The 22095-nt window shown below is 51.5% G+C and carries 18 protein-coding genes and 1 other RNA gene; 12 read left to right on the forward strand and 7 right to left on the reverse strand.

Annotated elements, in window-relative coordinates:
* Positions 1–327: 327 nt before the first annotated feature.
* Positions 328–1638, forward strand: a complete 1311-nt coding sequence (fadI, locus tag FH974_RS04210) for an acetyl-CoA C-acyltransferase FadI (protein ID WP_047887367.1) — start codon at positions 328–330, stop codon at positions 1636–1638.
* Positions 1638–3749 (forward strand): fatty acid oxidation complex subunit alpha FadJ, encoded by a 2112-nt coding sequence (fadJ, locus tag FH974_RS04215; RefSeq protein WP_047887366.1) that lies wholly within the window; start codon positions 1638–1640, stop codon positions 3747–3749. The genes fadI and fadJ overlap by 1 nt, the downstream gene beginning before the upstream one ends.
* Positions 3750–4150: 401 nt before the next feature.
* Here fadJ and FH974_RS04220 read toward each other — a convergent pair whose 3' ends face one another.
* Together FH974_RS04220 and FH974_RS04225 are read right to left on the reverse strand one after the other, a co-directional pair.
* Positions 4151–4474: a hypothetical protein gene (locus tag FH974_RS04220; RefSeq protein ID WP_146149687.1), complete on the reverse strand. Its 324-nt coding sequence runs from the start codon at positions 4472–4474 to the stop codon at positions 4151–4153.
* 321 nt (positions 4475–4795) lie between these two features.
* Positions 4796–7561, reverse strand: a complete 2766-nt coding sequence (locus FH974_RS04225) for an insulinase family protein (protein ID WP_047887364.1) — start codon at positions 7559–7561, stop codon at positions 4796–4798.
* Between the two features lie 389 nt (positions 7562–7950).
* On the opposite strand from FH974_RS04225, the gene sixA reads away from it, so the two are divergent.
* Together sixA and FH974_RS04235 are read left to right on the forward strand one after the other, a co-directional pair.
* The gene (sixA, locus tag FH974_RS04230) at positions 7951–8424 is read left to right on the forward strand and encodes a phosphohistidine phosphatase SixA (protein ID WP_047887363.1); all 474 of its coding nucleotides are present in this window, start codon (positions 7951–7953) and stop codon (positions 8422–8424) included.
* A 96-nt stretch (positions 8425–8520) separates the two neighbouring features.
* Positions 8521–8880, forward strand: a complete 360-nt coding sequence (locus tag FH974_RS04235; RefSeq protein ID WP_047887362.1) for a hypothetical protein — start codon at positions 8521–8523, stop codon at positions 8878–8880.
* 174 nt (positions 8881–9054) lie between these two features.
* Here FH974_RS04235 and smrB read toward each other — a convergent pair whose 3' ends face one another.
* Positions 9055–9585: an endonuclease SmrB gene (gene smrB, locus FH974_RS04240; RefSeq protein WP_047887361.1), complete on the reverse strand. Its 531-nt coding sequence runs from the start codon at positions 9583–9585 to the stop codon at positions 9055–9057.
* A 53-nt stretch (positions 9586–9638) separates the two neighbouring features.
* Here smrB and prmB point away from each other — a divergent pair, with 53 nt between their 5' ends.
* Positions 9639–10571 (forward strand): 50S ribosomal protein L3 N(5)-glutamine methyltransferase, encoded by a 933-nt coding sequence (gene prmB, locus FH974_RS04245; RefSeq protein ID WP_047887360.1) that lies wholly within the window; start codon positions 9639–9641, stop codon positions 10569–10571.
* 129 nt (positions 10572–10700) lie between these two features.
* Here the strand turns inward: prmB and queC are convergent, their stop codons facing one another.
* Together queC and FH974_RS04255 are read right to left on the reverse strand one after the other, a co-directional pair.
* Positions 10701–11399 (reverse strand): 7-cyano-7-deazaguanine synthase QueC, encoded by a 699-nt coding sequence (gene queC, locus FH974_RS04250; protein WP_047887359.1) that lies wholly within the window; start codon positions 11397–11399, stop codon positions 10701–10703.
* Positions 11400–11645: 246 nt separating this feature from the next.
* A complete protein-coding gene (locus tag FH974_RS04255; RefSeq protein WP_047887358.1) occupies positions 11646–12713 on the reverse strand; it encodes a PLP-dependent cysteine synthase family protein in 1068 nt (355 codons plus the stop codon).
* Between the two features lie 136 nt (positions 12714–12849).
* Here FH974_RS04255 and FH974_RS04260 point away from each other — a divergent pair, with 136 nt between their 5' ends.
* From FH974_RS04260 to FH974_RS04270, 3 genes are all read left to right on the forward strand, one after another.
* On the forward strand, positions 12850–13323 hold the full coding sequence (locus tag FH974_RS04260; RefSeq protein WP_207103500.1) for an Lrp/AsnC family transcriptional regulator: 474 nt from the start codon (positions 12850–12852) through the stop codon (positions 13321–13323).
* 288 nt (positions 13324–13611) lie between these two features.
* The gene (locus FH974_RS04265; RefSeq protein WP_047887356.1) at positions 13612–15351 is read left to right on the forward strand and encodes an ABC transporter transmembrane domain-containing protein; all 1740 of its coding nucleotides are present in this window, start codon (positions 13612–13614) and stop codon (positions 15349–15351) included.
* Positions 15351–17171, forward strand: coding sequence for a SmdB family multidrug efflux ABC transporter permease/ATP-binding protein (locus tag FH974_RS04270; RefSeq protein ID WP_047887355.1), 1821 nt, complete (start codon positions 15351–15353; stop codon positions 17169–17171). The genes FH974_RS04265 and FH974_RS04270 overlap by 1 nt, the downstream gene beginning before the upstream one ends.
* Before the next feature lie 194 nt (positions 17172–17365).
* On the opposite strand, the gene tesB is transcribed toward FH974_RS04270, so the two are convergent.
* Complete coding sequence (tesB, locus tag FH974_RS04275; RefSeq protein ID WP_047887354.1) at positions 17366–18232, reverse strand: acyl-CoA thioesterase II; 867 nt, start codon at positions 18230–18232, stop codon at positions 17366–17368.
* Between the two features lie 188 nt (positions 18233–18420).
* Here tesB and FH974_RS04280 point away from each other — a divergent pair, with 188 nt between their 5' ends.
* The gene (locus FH974_RS04280; protein ID WP_047887353.1) at positions 18421–18840 is read left to right on the forward strand and encodes a YbaY family lipoprotein; all 420 of its coding nucleotides are present in this window, start codon (positions 18421–18423) and stop codon (positions 18838–18840) included.
* Positions 18841–18852: 12 nt separating this feature from the next.
* Here FH974_RS04280 and FH974_RS04285 read toward each other — a convergent pair whose 3' ends face one another.
* On the reverse strand, positions 18853–19158 hold the full coding sequence (locus tag FH974_RS04285; RefSeq protein WP_047887352.1) for an MGMT family protein: 306 nt from the start codon (positions 19156–19158) through the stop codon (positions 18853–18855).
* An 88-nt stretch (positions 19159–19246) separates the two neighbouring features.
* Here FH974_RS04285 and FH974_RS04290 point away from each other — a divergent pair, with 88 nt between their 5' ends.
* The 3 genes from FH974_RS04290 to FH974_RS04300 all read left to right on the forward strand — a co-directional run bounded on the left by FH974_RS04290 (position 19247) and on the right by FH974_RS04300 (position 22071).
* Entirely contained in the window at positions 19247–19981 is a 735-nt protein-coding gene (locus tag FH974_RS04290) for a VP0952 family biofilm-associated protein (protein WP_047887351.1), read from the forward strand.
* A gap of 182 nt (positions 19982–20163) precedes the next feature.
* Positions 20164–20260: signal recognition particle sRNA small type (gene ffs, locus FH974_RS04295), an RNA gene on the forward strand.
* Between the two features lie 698 nt (positions 20261–20958).
* Positions 20959–22071, forward strand: coding sequence for a response regulator (locus tag FH974_RS04300; protein WP_047887840.1), 1113 nt, complete (start codon positions 20959–20961; stop codon positions 22069–22071).
* The last annotated feature ends 24 nt before the right edge of the window (positions 22072–22095 follow it).

Below are 22095 nucleotides of genomic sequence, written 5' to 3' on the forward strand. Positions count from 1 at the left end.
CTCCTATCAGGCTTGCCTGATTTGCAATTGGCTTTACGTTAATTGACTTATGCTATACATGGATTGCTTTCCGTGTAGATTATAACCATACCGTTTCGGTATGGTTTTTTTTTATCTCTACTTTGCCATCCTGTTGTTTTTCCTTTTCTGGCACGCGGCTGAAAAAGCCTGACAAACTGAGAATTCTTTGAGCGTTGCGGATCTCTCAATTTTTTAAACATTTGTTTGTTTCTGATAACAAACGAATTACAATTGATGTGGTCTGACCTCTAGTATCTGTTTGGGCTCATGCCCTGACGCTCAACTCATGAAGAATAAGGAGTAGCGATGACACGTCTCCAGAATCTCACCACGCGACAGGGTGAGCGCATCGCCGTAGTAAGTGGATTACGTACCCCGTTTGCCCGCCAGGCAACGGCCTTTGATGGCGTGCCAGCGCTGGATATGGGCAAGATGGTTGTCAGTGAAATGCTGCAACGGGTGGATATTGACCCTAAGCTCATCGATCAGGTGGTGTTCGGCCAGGTCGTACAAATGCCGGAAGCGCCGAACATTGCACGTGAAATTGTGCTGGGCACCGGCATGAACATTCACACCGATGCCTACAGTGTAACCCGTGCCTGTGCCACCAGTTTTCAGGCCGCAGCCAACGTGGCGGAAAGCATCATCTCCGGCACCATTGATATCGGTATTGCCGGTGGTGCGGACTCTTCCTCTGTGCTGCCGATTGGGGTGTCAAAACATCTGGCGGCAACCTTGCTGGCACTGAGCAAAGCCAAAACCATGAGCAAGCGTCTGAAGCTGCTGAGCAAATTGAGCGTTAAAGATTTGATGCCGGTACCGCCAGCCGTCGCCGAGTATTCGACGGGCCTGAGTATGGGGCAAACGGCAGAGCAGATGGCCAAAACTCACGGGATCAGCCGAGCTGAGCAGGATGCTCTGGCACACCGCTCCCATAGTCTGGCTGCCAAAGCCTGGAATGAAGGCTTGATCCGAGATGAAGTGCTGACCGCTTTCCCTGAGCCTTACCGTCAGTGGATCGACAAAGATAACAACATTCGCGAAGACTCAACGCTGGAAGGCTATGCCAAGCTGCGCCCGGCATTTGACCGTAAGTTTGGTTCGGTCACGGCGGCAAATGCCACGCCGCTGACGGATGGTGCTGCGGCCATTCTGCTGATGCGTGAAGGCCGGGCTAAAGAGCTGGGGCTGACGCCGCTGGGGTATATTCGCTCTTACGCATTTACAGCGATTGGGGTTGAGCAGGACATGCTGATGGGGCCGTCGTACGCCACGCCGCTGGCACTGGATCGCGCTGGCATCACGTTGTCAGATCTGACCCTGATTGATATGCATGAGGCGTTTGCGGCGCAGACGCTGGCAAACGTCAAAATGTTTGGCTCCAAGCAGTTTGCCCGCGAAAAGCTGGGACGCAGCGATGCCATTGGTGACATTGATATGGATAAGTTTAATGTGCTGGGAGGCTCCATTGCCTACGGTCACCCGTTTGCCGCGACCGGCGCTCGGATGATTACTCAGACCCTGCGTGAATTACAACGCCGCGGGGGAGGACTGGCACTGAATACCGCTTGTGCCGCAGGTGGACTGGGCGCAGCGATGATTCTGGAGGCCGAATAATGACTGAACAAGCATCCGCATTTACCTTAACTTATGCCGATAACGGGATTGCCTGGTTGAAAATTGATGTGCCGGACGAGAAAATGAATACCCTCCAGGCCGCCTTCAGTGAGCAGGTTACGGCTGTGCTCAATGAGCTCAAAGGTAAAAACGACCTGAAAGGTATGGTGGTGTATTCCGGCAAGCCGGATAACTTCATCGCCGGTGCTGATATTCGTATGCTGGCTGCCTGCACCACGACCGCAGAAGCGCAGGCTCTGGCAGAGCAGGGACAGCAGTTGTTTGAGCAATTGGAAGCCCTGCCATTCCATACCGTTGCCGCTATTCACGGTCCGTGCCTTGGGGGCGGCCTGGAGCTGGCACTGGCCTGTCACAGCCGTGTGTGCTCTGATGACGATAAAACCCGACTGGGTCTGCCTGAAGTGCAACTGGGGTTGCTGCCGGGCTCTGGTGGTACGCAGCGTCTGCCTCGCCTGATTGGGGTGGCTGGTGCATTGGATATGATTCTGACCGGAAAGCAGTTACGAGCCAAAAAAGCCAAGAAATTGGGCGTGGTGGATGAGTCTGTGCCACACAGCATTTTGCTGGACGTTGCAGAACAACGCGCACTGCAGCCGAAGCCAAAACGTCACCTGGCACTGAAAGACCGCATGATGGGCAGTTCACTCGGGCGATCTGTGGTATTTGATCAGGCTGCGAAGCAAACCCGAGAGAAAACCCGCGGCAATTACCCGGCAGCTGACGCGATTCTGGACGTGATCAAATATGGACTGCAGCATGGCATGAAAAAGGGCCTGGAGCTGGAGGCCAAGCGCTTTGGTGAGCTGGTGATGTCACCGGAGTCGGCGGCGTTGCGCAGCATCTTCTTTGCCACCACGGCAATGAAAAAAGAGACAGGTTCAGAAGCCGAGCCGCATCAGATCCGTCAGGTGGGTGTGCTGGGCGGTGGCCTGATGGGCGGCGGGATCAGCCATGTTACTGCCACCAAAGCCGGGTATCCGGTTCGTATCAAAGACATCAGCAACGATGGCATCCTGAATGCGCTGTCCTACAACTATAAGCTGCTGGATAAGAAGCGTAAGCGCCGTATTATCACCAAGGCAGAACTGCAAAAGCAGATGCTGTCGATCGGTGGCGGCATTGACTACACCGCCTTTGATCGGATGGATGTGGTGGTGGAAGCGGTGTTTGAAGATTTGAAACTCAAGCATCAGATGGTGAAAGAGATTGAAGCGAATGCCAAGCCGGCCACGATTTTTGCCACCAATACATCATCGCTGCCTATCCATCAGATCGCAGAAGCGGCGGAACGCCCGCAAAATGTAGTGGGTCTGCATTACTTCAGTCCGGTTGAAAAAATGCCGCTGGTGGAAGTGATTCCCCATGAAGGCACCTCGCAGGAAACCATCGCGACGGTGGTGGCGTTGGCCAAGAAGCAGGGCAAAACCCCGATTGTGGTGGGCGATACCGCCGGGTTCTACGTTAACCGGATTCTGGCTCCGTACATGAACGAGGCGGCCAATGTGCTGCTGAGCGGTGAGCCGATTGAACACATTGATACGGCATTGCTGGACTTTGGTTTCCCGGTCGGACCTATCACGCTGCTGGATGAGGTTGGCGTGGACATTGGCGCTAAAATCATGCCGATACTGGTGAGTGAGCTGGGCGAGCGTTTCCAGGGGCCGGATGTGTTCGATACATTGCTGAACGACGGTCGAAAAGGGCGCAAGAGCGGCAAGGGTTTCTATCTGTACGACAGCAAGAAGAAAGCGGTCGATAAGAGCGTTTATAAACTTCTGGGATTGGATCCGGAGCAGAAAGCTGACGGTCAGACCATCGCTATGCGCTGTACTCTGATGATGCTGAACGAAGCGGCACGCTGTCTGGATGAAGGTGTAGTGCGCTCTGCCCGTGATGGCGATATCGGCGCTATTTTTGGGATTGGCTTTCCACCGTTCCTTGGTGGCCCGTTCCGCTACATGGATCAGCTGGGCATTGACCGGGTGGTTGAAATGCTCAACGAGCACGCGAATAAATACGGCGAGCGGTTCAAGCCGTGTGACAAACTGGTTGCCATGGCGCAAGAAGGGCAGGTTTTCTATCCGGCTTAATCGTTGCGGTGGCAGACTATTGCTGTGCTAAGAGTAAAACCAATCAGGCCTGTCAGATGACAGGCCTTTTTTTATGGTGCCGTATACTCGTGGTAGGACAGCTGAGTGAAAGGGTGCTTGATGAGCTAAGCCGCTTTGTGAGCCAGGCCTTTCTGTGAACCAAGTCGCTTTCATAGCTAGGACTATTAGTGAGCCAAGCCTCTGAGTGAGCATAGCGGCTTGGTGCACATGTGTCAGGGAGCTTGAATTTCAGGGTGATTGCATTTGAATGCCTTGGACCTTGGCTTTCTTTGACCTTGGTTTTCTGTGACTTCGGGTATCTTCGAGTCTGAGAATAACTGGCTTCAGTATCACTAGCTTCGAGTTTCTTTGTGTATCACAAGCAGCCCTTGGCACGGTGGTCAGTCCGAAGTTGGCTGGTTTTCGGGCTGTGAGAGCGGAGACAGGTCGAGCAGGCGCAAGCGGAAAAACCGCTCGATGAGCACAGGGCGAAGCAGGTGGTAAGACAGCATGACCACAACCATGGCAATGAAAATATTCATGCCAGCGGCCATCATCAGCACCGGAGTGAAGAGCGTGATAAAGCCCAGTGCATACATCATGATATCGGTTTCATTGTGGGACAAGGCGCCGTGGCAGTGGGGACAGATAAAATAATCGTCGTACTGGCGGAGCGACGGCGCCGAAATCGGGTGGCGGCACTGAGGGCAATGCTGGGTATTCAATGTGCTGTTCTCCAGGAATACTTGTTATAAACGTGTAGTGGGATATCCATATTCATCCTGTCCGGAAACGGTCGTGGTGTGGTACCCGCAAGCATAGTTACCATTTCTCCCGAACCGTTCCGCGCATTATGGAACTGACTTCACGTTAATAAGGCGGATTAGACTTCATAAAGATTAAGGAATGAACAACTGAAATCCGCTAAAACCCCGTCAAATTTGCGCAAAAACTAACAAAAGCTATCAATATCAAATGGATGCAAATAAAAAGCCCTTCCCGGTTCTGATGCCGGAAAGGGCGATGGCTGGCGCAGGAAACGCGGTTTAGCGGGCTTTCTTCTGGAACTTCTCAACAGAATCAATGGGTTTGCCAATCAACATCGGTTCCAGGTTACTGTGAGCCTGGCCCTGGCTGTGCATGACAATTCGGTTTGCAGTCCGTGGTTTCACCACTTCCACAATGAAGCGCACCATATCCGCGCGGGTAAGCTTGCTCAACTCCTGTGCCACTTTTTGCCGCTGGTTAAAAGCTTCATCTTTATTGCCGATGCTGACCCAAAAGCGCTGGGCACGGGCTCGCAGATTGGTATCAGGTTCAGAAATCTGGGCAATCAGCCCCTGCTTCGATGCCTGCCACTGCGCTTCATTGAGTTCCAGCAGCACCAGGGCAAACGCATTGGTAAACTCATCGATGGCTTCGAGCAACTGCGTGGGTGCCGCGACAGGGGATTGGATATACAGAATCAGTCCCGGATGACGATTAAGCGGCAGATTGGCGGTGCCAACCATATAACCCAGTTGCTGGCGGGTGCGCAGTTCATGGAAGAAGGTTGACGACATCAGATGATTGGCCAGGGTATAAATCGCAATTTTGCGCGGATTCGTCTGGCGGGACTGGTAATACATCAGCAGCGCCGAATCGGCATGGTCACACTGAACCTCTTTGCGTAGGGTGCCGCAGTTGCCCAGTCTGACCAGCGGACGCTGAGATTCGCCATAAAGTTGATCGGTCACCCGGAATGCATCTTTCAGGATCTCGGCCAGTGCCAGCGCATCGGACTCCAGCCAGTCGCCGTAAATGAAGGTATCAATGTGCAGCTCGGCAAACATGGCTTCCACAAACGCCGGCAGCTCATCCACCGTAATGGTTTCCAGCGCTTCAATCAGCACCGGATAAGGTGGGTTGTGTGGCTGCAGCAGGCCGGTCAGATCATTGAACAGCTGAGAGATCGGCTTATCCTGTGCGGCATTGCGCCAGTTACGCAGCATCTGTGCCTTGATGTTATTGAAGCGATCCTGGTTGAACTCCCGGTTGGCGAAGCGATCCAGCATCAGCTTCAATAGCAGCGGTTGCTTTTCGCTAAAGCCGGATAATTGCAGCGTGACGCCGCCCTGATGGGCATACAGGTTGTAAGACATTCCAGCAATTTCAGCCGGATAGGCCGTTTCATTGATGGCATCGAGCAACATTTCTACGCACAGGCGGGTTTTGACAATGTTGCGGGATGAGCTGACCGCATGCGGACTGTCAATGGCGACATAGACAATCCCTTTCGGCACGCGAAACTCGTGTTCCTGCTTGTACCACAGACGAAAGCCCGGCAGTTCCTGAATCAGTTGTGGCGGCTTGTCGGCACCCGGCTGCAGGGCATGCGGATCGAAACGTTCACTCAGGAACGGGTTGGCTTCCGGTAACTGCATCGATGGATCCGTGTCGGGCTCACGCCATTGTGCCAGTTGCTTGTCGGTAAACGGTGTGACGCTGTACGGGGTGTGGTACCACTGGGCTACCCGGTCATACTCCAGGCCCTGAGCAACCAGCACCAGCCGCATGTTGTCCGGGGTCAGGAAGTCCAGCAGCTCCTGAATCAAAGCCGGTGCGTATTCCGCCATCATGTAATCGCCGTAGATGATATCTTCCGGGGCGTAGTGCAGCAGGTTCATCACCAGGTAGCTGGCGGTATCGAGCGGACGGCTTTTTTCCTGATAGCGGAACGCCATCTCCAGCACCGCCCGTTTTTCCTGATAACGCCATTCATCCAGCCCGCGTTCGCGGATCAGGTTGATGTACTGAAACACTGCCGTCACGATATCGTCCACATGCTCCATCCCGTGTGGGGTCAGGTTCAGGCTAATGGTAAATTCGCGGAAGTTACTGCCGCTGACTCCTCCGCCCGCCGCGAGGGTGTTAATCAGGCCGCTTTTTTTCAGTACGGACATCAGGCTGCCGGTGCCTTCATTTCCCAGCAGGTGAGCAATGTAGGAGAGCGGCTTCTGGCGGTAATAGCCGTCAACCGATGGCAACGCAAAGGACAGGGTCAGTTTGCGGACTTCCTTCAGCGGTTCAATGGCAATGAACTGGCGACTTTCGTTGTCGGTCACCAGTGGCACCGGGATCGGTGTTTTTTGTCGGCCGTTATTGGGGATGTCACTGAAATAGGTGTGGGCAAAAGATGCCAGCTCATCCAGAGATTGCGGGCCCAGCAGCACCAGCCCCATCAGATTGGCAGAGTAATGTTGCTGATAAAACTTCATCAGCTCCGTTCGGACCGGCTTGTTCTGGCGGTCTTCAAGTGTGGTGATGTCCCCGACCGAAAATTTGGCGAACGGGTGGGACGGATTCACGGTTTCTTTATGCACCTGATACAGGCGGCGAACATCGTCACGCAGCTTGAGCTTGTACTCAGAATCGACGGCATTACGTTCTTTATCGACGGCATCTTCATTAAACAGCGGCGCGGTAAAAAACTGCCCGAAGCGATCCAGTCCTTCAGAAAAAGCATGGGGGCTGACTTCAAAAAAATAGGTGGTGTTTTCTGTCCCGGTCCAGGCATTGTTGCTGCCGCCGCTCTGGTTAATAAAGGTCTGAAACTCACCGACACGCGGGTATTTCTCGGTACCGAGAAACAGCATGTGCTCAAGAAAATGTGCCATGCCCTGGCGATCCAGGGGATCGTCAAAATGACCGACTTTCACAGACAAGGCAGCAGCAGAACGTGGGGCTTCTTCATCATGTACCAGTAACACCTTCAGCGAATTCGGTAAGGTGAGATAGCGATACTGCTTAGGGTCATTGGGACTTGTGTGCACGGGGAGCGCCTATTTTTCTGAGGGGAAGTAAAGTAATTATGACGCTCAATAGAGGTGCTGGCAAATGAATCCCAGGTTAATGGGTGAAGAAACAAAAGCTTAGTTGCACTGGGGTTATACGGGGTTCTCTGGGTTTCCAGACTTCTTGTGGACGCGGGGATAACCGAGATCACGTATCGCTCATGCTGTGATGAGAATGTCTGTTTTCGCTGAGGGGTTCTTGCTAGCATAGTCGCAGGTAACCGGAGCGAGTGTCAGCACAGGCGGACAGTGCCCCGGGACCGGATAAGAAGCCTGATTGATCGATTCCACAGAGCCACCAGTAATGACAATTAAAGTGCCGGGGAGTGTCGCCACTGCCGGGAATCGACCGTACTAATGGAAGAATTATGCGAATTTATATCATGCGTCACGGGGAAGCGGAGACATTCGCTTCGTCTGACGCCGAGCGGTCGCTGACCGAACGTGGTGAGCGACTGTCAGCGCAAATGGCTGAACAGCTTGCGCCTCAGCTGACAACTGGCCTGGATCTGGTCTGGGTCAGCCCGTACCTGCGTGCGCAGCAGACCTGGCAGGCGATGGCATCAGCGTTGCCTGAGCCGAAACGTTTGATGGACGTGGAGGAAATCACGCCGTACGGTGACGCTGAGCATGTGGCCGCCTACCTCAAAGCCATGATCACAATTGAGCAGCCGGAGACAGTATTGCTGGTGTCTCACCTGCCATTAGTGGGCTACCTGACCGCAGAGCTGGTGGCCGGCATGCAGCCGCCAATGTTTATTACCTCCTCAATCATCGCGATCGATTTTCTGCCGGAAACCGATGCTGGTGAGTTTTTGTGGCAAGCCAACCCTGAAGGTTAATGGCTCAGTCGGTATCCGGTTATTTTCCTCAAGTTTTTCAGCCGGATGCCGATAGCTCTTTCTATTAGAGCCATCATTTCCTGATTACAAACCACCATGAAAATAAAACCATCTTTGATTTTGGGGACTGTGTTGTTAGCAGGTTGTGCTAACACGTCCTCGGGGCCGGGGATTCACGCAAATGGCGCCATTAAATGGGCCAATGGTGTGACCGAAGAAATGCACATTTCAGCGTCAGGCAGCAGTCTGACCTTTGCCGCCCCACCGAGCCTGTTCCGTTCCGAAGGCATTGCCATTTTTTCCCGGATTGACAGCGCCCGAAACGGTAACTGCGAGCATTATTACAGTGAGCAGGCGATGAAAACCCGAATGCAGATTTGTGATAACGGGGAAGTGGTGTTGATTGTGGAAGGCAAAGTGGCGAACGTCGGAGCCATGGCGCGCTACACTTATTAACGAGTTACACCTATTAACCGCGCTACACTTACCTAACCAATATTTTGTGGGCTTGGAGCGTTTAATAGCCCGTCATGCTTAATATGGATAGGAGAGATGAGGGCAAGGCAAGGGGCAAACCTTACCTTGTGGCTCCTTGGCGGCGAAATCCTGCTGAGCAAAGGCAGAAGAGGGCTATTTTTCCGGAATATCCAGCAGGACCAGCAGGGCACCATCGCCCCCAAATTCCAGCGGGGCCTGATGAAATGCCAGAACATCGGGATGCTGGGCGAGCCAAAGTGGCGTTTTTTGTTTCAAAATGTGTTTGCCAATCCCGTGCATCACGCAACAGCAGGTGATGTCTTCTTTCAGACACGCAGCTATCATGGCAGCAAGTTCGCGTTTGGCTTCCCGCTGTGTCATGCCATGCATATCAAGGTACATGTCCGGAACATAGACGCCGCGGCGGAGTTTTTTGACTTCGTATTTAGACACCCCTGTACGGGCATAATGGGTCGGCCCGTTTTCATTCAGGTGCGGTTCGAACTCATCGGAAAAATAAAATTCGTGATTTTGTGCTTCTTTTGTAGAGACTTTCGGCGTATCCGACTTTGTGATCTGTCGGCGTGGCGCGATTATGGTATCATTTGATATCTTTTTTACGCCCTTAACCGCTTCCTGGAAGAGTGCAAAATCGTCATCCAGGTTAAAATCTTTTTTGCTCATACTGAATTTCCAACAACTTTATAGCGGTATTGTAGCGCCATTCGGAGGCTATTTTGGATAAGATTTTTGTCGACGAAGCCGTCAACGAATTACACACATTGCAGGACATGCTACGTTGGACGGTCAGCCGTTTCAATGCTGCTGGTCTTTTTTACGGTCATGGTACCGATAACGCCTGGGATGAAGCGGTGCAGCTGGTGCTGCCTACGCTTTACCTGCCACTGGATATTCCGTCGGAAGTCCGCTTTTCCCGCCTGACAAGCAGTGAACGTCACCGTATTGTTGAGCGTGTGATCCGCCGTATTAACGAGCGGACACCGGTCGCTTACCTGACGAACAAAGCCTGGTTCTGCGGCATGGAGTTCTTCGTGGATGAGCGTGTGCTGGTGCCGCGTTCGCCAATCGGTGAACTGATCGAAAACCACTTCGAACCGTTCCTGAAAGAACGTCCGACCCGCATTATGGACCTGTGCACCGGTTCCGGCTGTATTGGTATTGCCTGTGCGCACATGTTCCCGGAAGCGGAAGTTGATATTGTTGATATTTCAACTGACGCGCTGGCGGTGGCAGAACAAAACATTCAGGATCACGGCCTGGAGCAGCAAGTAATCCCACTTCGTTCGGATCTGCTGCGTGATGTACCAAAAGACAAATACGACCTGATCGTGACGAACCCACCTTACGTGGATCAGGAAGACATGGATAACCTGCCGGAAGAATTCCGTCATGAACCGGAGCTGGGTCTGGCGGCCGGTACTGACGGCCTGAAACTGGTGCGTCGTATTCTGGCAAATGCGCCGGATTACCTGAAAGATGACGGTATTCTGATTTGTGAAGTAGGTAATTCCATGATCCATATGGAAGAGCAGTACCCGCATATTCCGTTTACCTGGATCGAATTTGAAAACGGCGGCCACGGTGTGTTCATGATGACCCGTGATGAACTGCTGGCCTGTAAAGACGATTTCTCGCTTTACCGCGACTAATTGGTCTGGTTTACGCAATAAAAAAACCGAAGCACTGGCTTCGGTTTTTTTATTTGATTCGGTGGTGAAAGGAGCGCGTTTGATCGCTTTTTTCACCGGGGAAGGCATTTTATGCCCGTCCGGCCGGTTTTAGGCCTGACCCGAACTCTGCTTGCGTTCCAACTCGGCCATAATGGCTGCCTGGTTAGTCTGGTACTCATCAAGACCGGCTTTACGCAGATCGCATGACGGGCACTGGCCGCAGCCATCACCAATAATGCCGTTGTAGCAGGTCAGGGTTTTCTCACGTACAAAATTCAGTTGGCTGTACTGGTCGGCCAGCGCCCAGGTTTCAGCTTTATTCAGCCACATCAGCGGCGTTTCGATGCGCAACGGACGATCCATACCCAGCACCAGAGACTGGTTAAGGGATTTCACAAACTCATCACGGCAGTCCGGGTAACCGGAAAAATCGGTTTCACACACCCCGGTGATTACTGCTTCGGCGCCGATTTGGTAAGCATAAATGCCTGCCAGCGTCAGAAACAGGATATTGCGGCCCGGTACAAACGAGTTTGGCAGTCCGTTGGCCTGCAGTTCATGAGAGACTGGAATGTTATCGCGTGTCAGTGAACTGATCGCCAGCTCATTCAGCAAGCCGACATCCATCACTTTGTGGGCGGTGACACCCAGCTCACGGCAGACAGATTCTGCCACTTCAATTTCCAGTTTATGGCGCTGACCATAATCAAAGGTCAGGCAGTGGACTTCATCGTATTGGGCCATGGCCTGGATCAGGCAGGTCGTGGAATCTTGACCGCCACTAAATACAACTACGGCTTTGCGCATGTCTATTTCCTATTTCAGATTCTTACCGAAAAACAGTCGGTAGGTGCTATCAACAAGATAGACCAACAGCAGGTTCTCTATTGGCATCGCCATGCTACCGTAGAGGCTGGCTTGAGGAAAGAGGAAAGAAACCGGTAAGGTGCTGGCAAACCGTGCCGTTTGATAACAAAAAGTCAGCCGCAGGGGCTGACTTTTGAGTGAGGTTTATCGCATGTCAGCGATGGTGCGAATGCAGTGGCCGTGGATTTAAATCAGCTGACCGGTCTGTTCAAATTGCTCCAGCTGCGCCAGATAGCCTGAGATGTCACCGATATGTTCCCGGACCCACTCGCTGTTGAAGTAGGTATCAAGGTAGCGTTCACCACTGTCACACAGCAAGGTCACGATCGAGCCGGTTTCGCCCCGTGCTTTCATTTCGCACGCCAGCTGCAATACCCCGTACAGGTTTGTGCCGGTAGAGGCACCGGCTTTACGACCCAGCAGTTTCTCCAGCCAGTGTACGGTAGCAATACTGGCGGCATCCGGAATAGTGCGCATTTCATCCACCACATCCGGAATAAAGCTCGGTTCCACCCGAGGGCGCCCGATACCTTCAATGCGGCTGCCAGTGGTGCCTTTCAGGGACAGATCACGAGTCCGGTAATACTGATGGAAAACCGAGTTTTCCGGATCCACCACACACAGTTGAGTCGGTTGTTTCTGGTAGCGCAGGTAACGGCCAATGGTCGCCGAAGTACCGCCGGTCCCCGGGCTCATCACAATCCAGCTTGGCACCGGGTGCTCTTCCAGTTTCATCTGCTCAAAAATACTGTTGGCGATATTGTTGTTCCCGCGCCAGTCAGTGGCACGTTCGGCATAAGTGAACTGATCCATGTAATGGCCGTTCAGCTCCTCAGCCAGGCGGCGTGATTCATCGTAAATCTCGCAAGGATTGTCGACGAAATGCGCTTTACCGCCGTAAAACTCGATCTGCTCAATTTTCTTACGGGCAGTACGGCGTGGCACCACTGCAATAAAAGGTAGGCCCAGCAGGCGGGCAAAATATGCCTCAGAAACGGCTGTGCTACCGGAAGATGACTCAATGATTGGCGTATCTTTGCCAATCCAGCCATTGCACAGCGCGTACAGGAACAGCGAGCGTGCCAGACGGTGTTTCAAACTGCCGGTCGGATGCGTGCTTTCATCTTTCAGGTAAATATCAATGCCTTCCAGAACAGGCAGTTCCAGTTTAATGAGGTGGGTATCAGCCGAGCGCTGAAAATCCGCTTCAATTTTACGGATGGCGGTGCTGATCCATTGGGCATCGTTACGCATGGGGGAATCCTTCTGACTACGCGGGTCTACTGCAATTGATATAGTCATAATCTAATCCCAAAACAGGAAAAATTCTTTGCTATATTTACTCTAAAAATGCTATCAAAGAGAAAATTTTTCTATCTAACTTATTTTTATGAGTAAAGTATTACCTTCTCTGGATGAAATCGATCGTACCTTGCTCCGAATGCTGCAAGATGACAGCACATTATCACTGGCGGAACTGGCAGAAGCTGTGAATCTGACCACGACTCCTTGCTGGAAACGGCTGCGCAGGCTGGAGGAAAACGGCGTATTGCGGCAGCGGGTTGCTCTGCTGGATCCGGCCAAGCTCGGCTTGTCCTTCACCGCGTTCGTGCAAATCAAAACCAGTAACCATTCCAGGGAGTGGTATCACTGTTTTGTAGAGACGGTTACGGAATTTCCTGAAGTGACCGAGTTCTACCGTATGGCCGGTGATTACGATTATCTGATGAAGGTGCAGGTGGCTGATATGGCCGCGTTTGATCAGTTTTACAAGAAGCTGGTAAACAGTATTGAGGGGCTGACCAAAGTGACCTCGACATTTGCGATGGAGCCGTTGAAATATACGACTGCTTTGCCGCTTTAATCCCCTGTACAAAAAAGCATATTCGCCCTGTTTTCTATAAGATTGCAGCCAATCGCAGGGTTTTTTATAAACAGCACTCTAGTTGGTTGAATTATATCCGTTTTCTCAGATAATAATTCTGTTCTCATTGTGTTTTCTTACAGTGTGCCGGCTTTCTTCGTCGGCCCTTCTTTACGCAGTGCATGGATGCGTATCTCGTCTTCTGAGTTTGTCTTACAGGGCAATTGCTGCTCTGACCAACTTTGATTCATCATAAATGAAGGCATTGCCTGTTTCTGTGGAGGGACTATGCAGGTTTTCTGGCAGCTGAGATGGTATTTCCGCCAGCAATGGCGCCGTTACGGCGGCGCTATCGGTATTCTGATCCTGGTTTCTTTGTTTGAGCTGTTACCGCCCCGGGCGATCGGTTGGATTGTCGATGACGTGGTGGCCGGAGAAATGAGCCTGACCGTCATGTTTGGCTGGCTGGGTGGTTTGGTCGCGATTTGGTTTTTTGTGTATTTTTTGCGCATCATCTGGCGGGTCTGGCTGTTTGGTGCGGCTGCAGAGATGGGCACCGTGCTGCGCAATCGCCTGTATAAACATTTCTCTTTTCACCCTCCGGTGTTTTTTGAACGTCATAAAACCGGGGACCTGATGGCCCGTTCAACCAATGACGTCAACGCCGTAGTAATGACCGCCGGGGAAGGGGTGCTGACCGCGGCGGATTCCCTGATCACCGGCATCGCGGTGTTGTTCGTCATGACCACGATGCTGAGCTGGGAGCTAACCTTGCTGGCACTGGCACCTATGCCTCTGATGGCGATAGCGGTGTTCTTTCTCGGACGTCAGTTGCACAGCCGCTTTTCAGCGTCTCAGGCCGCTTTTTCGGATCTGATGGACAAAACGCAGGAAAGTCTGAATGGGGTGCGAATGATTCGGGCATTTGGCCTGGAGAAACGTCAGCAGGCAGACTTTGCGGCCGTGACAGATTTTGTCGGGGATAAAAACCTCGGCGTCGCACGGGTGGATGCCAAGTTTGACCCGGTGATCCAGCTGGCGATTGGGATGTCTTTCTTCCTCAGCATCGCCGGCGGTGCTTACATGGTTCACCACGACCGGTTGTCACTCGGCGATTTAACGGCCTTTACCCTGTATCAGGGACTGATGATCTGGCCGATGCTGGCAATGGCCTGGCTGTTCAATATTCTGGAGCGCGGCTCCGCCGCCTGGAACCGTCTGAAGCAGCTGTTTGATCAGCATCCGGAGATAGTCAGCGGTGAGCAGCAACTGACTAAACAACGGCAACCTCTGCAGGTGGCGATCTCGCAATTTTACTGGCCGGAGCAAAAACAACCTGCGTTGGCGGATGTGTCATTCACCTTGGAAAGCGGCAAGATGCTGGGGCTGGCAGGGCCGATTGGCAGTGGTAAATCGACGTTGCTTGCCTTGTTACTGCGTCAGCAGGAGCTGACCGATGGCACGATTCATTATGGCGACGTTGCCCTGCGCGAAGCCAATCTTGATCAGTGGCGCAGCCGGTTTGCTGTGGTTAGCCAGACTCCGTTCCTGTTCTCGCGCTCGATTGCAGATAATATCGCATTGGGTCGGCCGGAGGCTTCGATGGCACAAATTCGGGCGGCGGCGGAAGCGGCGTGTATCGACAGCGACATCATGCAGTTTCCGGAAGGGTATCAGACGCTGGTGGGGGAAAAGGGGATCACCCTGTCTGGTGGTCAGAAGCAACGGATCGCCATCGCTCGGGCGCTGTTGCTCGATGCCGAGATTTTGATCCTTGATGATGCCCTGTCTGCGGTCGATGGCAAAACCGAGCATCGAATCCTGACCAATTTACGCCAGCAGCGCGGTAAAACGGTCATTGTGATTGCCCACCGCCTGACGGCGCTGGAAGAGGCCGACATGATTCTGGTGTTACAGCAGGGCAGGGTTGCCGAGCAGGGGACGCATTCCTCCTTAATCAAGGAAGAGAACTGGTATGCCGAAATGTATCGCTACCAGAAACTAGAGCAGGCCATTGAGGAGGCGTAATGGCAGATCAGGCAACAAATACGCGTATTATCCGGCGCTTGCTAAGCTACGCGCTGGCAGACAAAAAAAAGCTGGGAGTGGCCATGGGTCTGCTGCTGGCTGCCACGATAGCCGATGTGTCAGGCCCTTGGTTAATCCAGCATTTCATTGATAACAACATCGCGAGAGATGACTTCCCGGTTAAGGAGGTCGTCCTGCTGGCTGTGACCTATGTGGTGCTGAATATCGCCACCGCCTGGTTCCGTTACCAGCAAGCCATGCGTTTTAACCAGATTGCAATTGGCGTGGTGCAGACGATCCGCAAGCAGCTGTTTGGCCGGATCCTCAACCAGCCGCTTGCGGCATTTGATTACATGCCGTCCGGTAAGTTGATCTCACGGATCACCAATGACACGGAATCGATCAAAGATTTTTATGTCCATGTTATTGGCACTGTGATGAAGAACGTGGCGCTGGTGTCTGTCATGGTTGTGGTCATGAGTATGATTAGCTGGCGACTGACCGTGGTGGTGCTGATCCTGTTGCCGATTGTGGTTGGCATCATGGTGCTGTACCAGCGGAAAAGCGCCGCGGCGTATCGCCGGATGCGGGATCTGCTGACTGATATCAATGCCGCGATGAGCGAAACCATTCAGGGGATGAGTCTGGTTCAGTTGATGCGCCAGGAAAAAGCGTTTTATCAGCAGTTCTCTGAACTGACCGAGCAACATCTGGATGCGCAGATCGGTGTGACTAAACTCAATGGCTTTTTGCTGCGTCCGCTGATCGACTTTCTCTCCGGGGTGGCATTGATTTCTCTGGTGGCCGTGTTCGGCGTCAGTGGGGTGGAGCTGATCGGGGTGGGGGTCTTGTATGCTTTCATCAGTTATCTAGGACGGGTGACCGAGCCGCTGATCGAACTGACTCAACAGCTGTCTTTGTTGCAGCAGGCGCTGGTCGCCAGTGAGCGGATCTTCGGATTCATTGATGCTCCGCAGCAGCAGTATGGGAAGGATGAGAACGCTCTTCGTAGTGGTGTATTAACTTGTCAGGATCTGACATTCAGTTACGACGGCAAGCAGAACGTGCTGGAGAATATCCAGGTGACCTTGCCTCATCGCGGCTTTCTGGCTCTGGTCGGGCATACCGGAAGCGGTAAGAGTACGCTGGCATCGCTAATGATGGGATTTTACCCGGCAACGCAGGGGCAGGTGCTGCTGGATGAACGGCCATTGGACAGTTTGTCTCACGCGGTACTGCGTGAGGGAATTGCGATGGTGCAACAGGATCCGCATATCCTGAGTGATAGCGTTCGCGAGAATATCACACTGGGACGAACCCTGACGCTTCTTGAAGGACAAACAGCCGATGAGCAACTCTGGGGAGCCCTTGAGCAGGTCGGTCTGGCGGAGCAGGTGCGTCAGTACAGCGAGGGGCTGGATACCATTCTTGGCAGCGGTGGGGCCAGTTTATCGGCTGGTCAGAAACAGTTGCTGGCGCTGGCTCGGGTGCTGGTGGCTAAGCCGAAAATCCTGATTCTGGATGAGGCGACCGCCAATATTGACTCCGGTACGGAGCAGCATATTCAGCAGGCTCTGGATAAGCTGCGTCAGGACATGAGTATCGTGGTGATTGCCCACCGGTTGTCGACCATCATGGAGGCTGATGAAATCCTGGTGCTGAGTCATGGCCATGTGACAGAGCGCGGCACCCACCGAGATCTGCTAATGCAGCAAGGTCATTACTGGCAAATGTATCAGTTGCAGCAGGCCGGCGAGCACTTGCAGCAATTGGAAGCGGAAAGTCAGGACAGTTGTGCCGAGACCCGAATGGGCGCATAAGCGCTTTTGCCGGAATCGCAAGCATATGCGATGGGTGGAATTAACTATTGATAGCAACTGAAAAACGTAAGGCGGCTTGTGAGCCGCCTTTTCTTTATTCTTCTTCTTTTGTTTTTGCGCCGTTTCTGTATGTTGACGCTCTCATATTGCGTGGTCTACCTGACTGACTACGCCTTGTGGGGGTTATGCCAGGATCACGATTTGCCGGTGTGGCGCATCAAGCCTTCCTGTACTGCGGAAGCGACCAGTTCCCCTTTCTGGTTGAAGATCTCACCACGGACAAAGCCGCGGGCACCACTGGCCGACGGACTTTCAATCGCGTAAAGCAACCACTCATCCATGCGAAACGGACGGTGATACCACATGGAATGGTCAATGGTGGCCACTTTCATGCGCGGAGAAAATAACGTTACGCCATGCGGTTGCAAAGCGGTGACCAAAAATCCCCAGTCAGAGGCATAAGCCAGCAAGTACTGGTGAATACGTGGGTCGTCCGGCATTTCTCCGTTAGCTTTAATCCATAGATATTGTTTGGCCTCGGTTGGTTTCGGATCCAGCGGATTGATGACGTTGGCCGGACGAACTTCAATCGGGCGCTCACGGCCAAATGTATCCAGAGCCGCTTTCGGCAGCAGGTGCGCAATCTCGTGCACCAGTTCCCGTTCCGATTTCAGGGTGTCAAAAGAAGGAACCTGCGGCATCTCGGCCTGGTGGCTGAATCCTTCTTCCTCGATTTGGTAAGACGCGGTGATATAGAAAATCGGGCGGCCATACTGAATCGCTTTTACGCGGCGGGTGCTGAAGCTAACGCCATCGCGCAGGGTTTCCACATCATAAATAATAGGTTTGTGCGGATCGCCCGGGCGCAGGAAGTAACTGTGGAAAGAATGTACCTGGCGATCCTCTTCGACCGTTTCTTTGGCGGCGGACAGAGCTTGCCCGAGAACTTGGCCACCATATACCTGTGGTAAGCCTAAATGCTCACTTTGGCCACGGAATAATCCCTGCTCAATCTGTTCGAGCTGTAACAGATTGAGAAGTTCATTCAGCTCTTTACTCATCGGATCTCCCAAAATCATGTTATGCTTGCGCCCGCTCATACCTGATTGGCTTCAAGTATGGGCTGAAAACGCGGTATCTCTTTTAAAGATATCAATTTTGTTAAATGATAAATGATAAATCATCTGATTTAGTATTGAATTTACGGACTTGTCACAGAACCTACCGACAAGTTTCGACAGGAGACACTATGAAAAAGGTTTTTGCGCTGATTACGGTATTGATTACCGCATTGGTCATTTCAGCGTGTACCACCCTGGTACAGAAGGACGCCGATATGGAACAAGTGACAGGGACCTTGATGTATCGTGAACGTATTGCGCTACCGGCAGATGCCCGCATTACTGTTACGCTATCTGATGTGTCAAAGATGGATGCTCCGGCCGAAGTAATTAGCCGCCAATCATTCCTGGCCGACGGCAAGCAAGTGCCTTTTGCTTTTGAACTGAACTTCGACCGTACTGAAATCGACCCTCGCTTTACTTATGCAGTAAGCGCGCGTATTGAAGTTGACGGTAAGCTGATGTTTATCACGGATACAGCCAATCACGTGATCACTGACCCGCAACAAACGAAAAAACTGGAACTGATGCTGATTCGTACGCGTTAATTCGACGCGCAATCACCGTCCGTCCCATCGGTATCTCGCAAGTCGGATTTTTCCGGCTTGCGACACCTCTATCCCTTCTTCCAGTAACTTGTTTCTTTGCCGCACTAAATCTTCCCCTTTCAGAGAAATCTCTCCTTTCGCATTAATCACGCGATGCCAGGGAAGAGCAGACCCCTCCGGCAGTGACCCCATCAGACGGCCAACATGGCGCGCATAACCGGGGTAACCCGCAAAACGTGCAATATCCCCGTAGGTTGAGACTTTTCCGTATGGAATTTGGTGAACCTGGCTATAGATTTGACTTGCGAAATCGTCCATATTTATATCTGTGCCATATAAAGGTTGATAGTTGCGCTATAATTGATTGATTTCCTTGCGACTATCAGAAACGCAAGGAGGTGCTGCCATGTTGTATGCCGCGTTGCTTGTTGTGGTCAGCATTATGTTGACCGTTGTTGGTGTTAGTGCGCTGGGGCAGAGTCAGGGAGAACTTCCGGCATTGGCGCTGGCGATTCCCGCGTTGTGGTTGTTGCCACAAGGTGGTGTGTCTGCTTGGTTGTTATTAATTGGGCTCGGCTCCTATGGTGTCGTGTTACAGGATCAGCCCCTGGCACTTTCCATCAGTTTGTTCATGATGTTACCTGTTTTTGCTGTCAGCTTCTCCCCTAAAGGCTCCTGGCAACTGGCGACACTGTTGATTTCTATCGTGCTGGCCATGGACATTGGTCTGATGGCATTGCAGGGCGAAGGAAAACTGATCGGTAGTCCGGCTCATACCATTGTTCAGATTATCGCTGTGCTCGTGATTTGGGTCGCGGTGCGTAGCTGGCGTCCCGTTAACGGGAATACTTGGTGGCCGCTGTTTTTGGTGTTTCCGCTTTGGGTGGGGGGGATGGAGTACGCCGCACTGGTCGCACTCTGTATTACCGGGCTGATTGCATCGCTTCAGGGAATGCAAAAAAGCCAGCTAAAAGATTTGGCTCCCCGTATGATCTGGATTCTGCCGGCCATCGGCTTTGCGACATTGGTGCTGACGCCTTGGCTGGATGTCCCTAACCCGGTATTGGTGTCGTGGTTACTGATTTTGGGCGGGGCATTGCTGGGCGAATACCTCTTAGAAGATCCAGAAGAAGAAGTCTGAGGCCGCGGTTTGGCGGCCGTTTGTCAGGAACTACCCGAAATACGGGGTTTTGGGTGATAATTAAGCACTTGGCGTTGTTGGGGGATCACAGAGCTTGCATTCCAATCATGCATGGCTGATAATCATCCCGTTCTCGCGACAAGATAACGATTTTGTTCGAGATAACGAATCTATGGAGGCCCTGCTGGTCCTCCCGCAACACTAGTTTGTGAACTCGGTCAGGCCCGGAAGGGAGCAGCCGCAGCAAATGACGTGTGTGCCGGGATGTGGCTGGTGGGGCTTCCACCCATCTGAAGCTTGAAAATTTTCCACAAGTCTATACTTATCATCTGCTTTTCAGCTTTATCAGTACTGATGATAGCTGCACTGTTTTTATTTCCCCTCTTAACAGTTCAAAAAATTATTTCTATTTCTCTAAGTTGAATATCTAACATTTAGCTCTTAAATGGTCTGCTATTTTATCTGTTGCTATTATAAATATCGTTATTTAATGTTTTCAGTGAATAACTTATTGATACATTAATCTATCTCTCCACTTTTGAATAATTTATATTCAGTCACTAACTCAAGATACGGAACATCGATATTTTAATGGAAATGAGAATTATCCCATTCTAGATGGGTGACAAAATGGAATTGAAAATATACGTCTATGAAAAGAAAAATGATGCGTTGGTTTTTTTATCAAGACTTAAGATAAGCTTAATAAAATGTATAAAATAAGTGTTAATTTAAAAGCGAAAGTTTAAATATCAATTTATATTATTGAAAAGCTTGTTCCTGATGTTTTTTTTATTTTGTTAGCGATGACCATTGTTATTATAGATTGAGCTACTTCACTGAATGTGAGGTGTATTTTTACTATATTAGTAGTGACTTAATTAATGAGTAATTACACTAATACGCTCAAAGCTTATTCATTCAGGAAGGCAGGATTTATTGAGCTCTTGCTGTGTCATTGTGAAAAGGAGTAAAGGATGTACGATTTTTCGTCTTCCAAACCGACTTTATTGGTTATTGATGATATTCCTGAAAACCTCACGCTGATGTATCAGCTGTTTAAAGATGATTATAAGGTTAAAGGTGCCAACAGTGGAGCGCGTGGCATTGCCGTGGCTGAATCGGTTAATCCGGATTTGATCCTGCTTGATATTATGATGCCGGAAATGGACGGATACGAAGTCTGTCGTCGACTGAAGCACAATCCGGTAACGCGTGATGTTCCGGTCATCTTCCTGACCGCAAAAGTTGACCGAATTGATGAGCAAAAAGGGCTGGAGATGGGAGCTGTTGATTATGTGACGAAACCCATTAACCCGGAGATTGTAAAAGCGAGAGTTAAAACGCATGTCGCGCTTAAGATCGCTTCTGATTTGCTAAAGGGGAAAAATGAAGCTCTGGAGAAGGAGGTTGAGCGTCGCACCAGTGAAATTCTCCGGCAAAGAGAAGAGCTTCACGCGATCCAGGATGTGGCTTTCTATGCCATGGTTTCTCTGGCGGAAACCCGTGATAACGAAACCGGCAATCATATTCGGCGTACGCAAACGTACATTAAGCTTCTGGCTGAAAAACTGCGCGAGAACCCTAGTTATTCGGCAGTCTTAGATGACAACACCATTGGGCTGTTTTACAAATCGGCGCCGCTGCATGACATTGGAAAAATTGGGATCCCCGATAATATTTTGCTCAAGAAAGGCAAGCTGACACCTGAAGAATTCGATGTGATGAAAACCCACACGACAATTGGCTTTGAAGCGATTGAAAATGCCGAAAAGATAAGTGGTCAGCCGATGAAGTTTCTTAAATGTGCCAAAGAAATTGCGTATTCCCATCATGAATACTGGGATGGCAGTGGTTATCCGCAGGGGTTAGCAGGGAATAATATTCCGTTATCTGCCCGGTTGATGGCGGTCGCTGATGTATATGATGCATTAATCAGCAAACGGGTTTATAAACCCGCCTTTACGCACCAGGATGCCGTCCAGCTTATCTTGTCTGGGAAGGGAACACAGTTTGATCCCGATATTGTTGATGCATTCATCGAGATAGCCGATGAGCTGTATGAAGTTTCGCTGCGATATAACAATTAAGTGCGTTCATCCCTTCGGATAGCC

It is taken from the genome of Photobacterium ganghwense (genome assembly GCF_017329545.1).
Lineage (GTDB): Bacteria > Pseudomonadota > Gammaproteobacteria > Enterobacterales > Vibrionaceae > Photobacterium > Photobacterium ganghwense.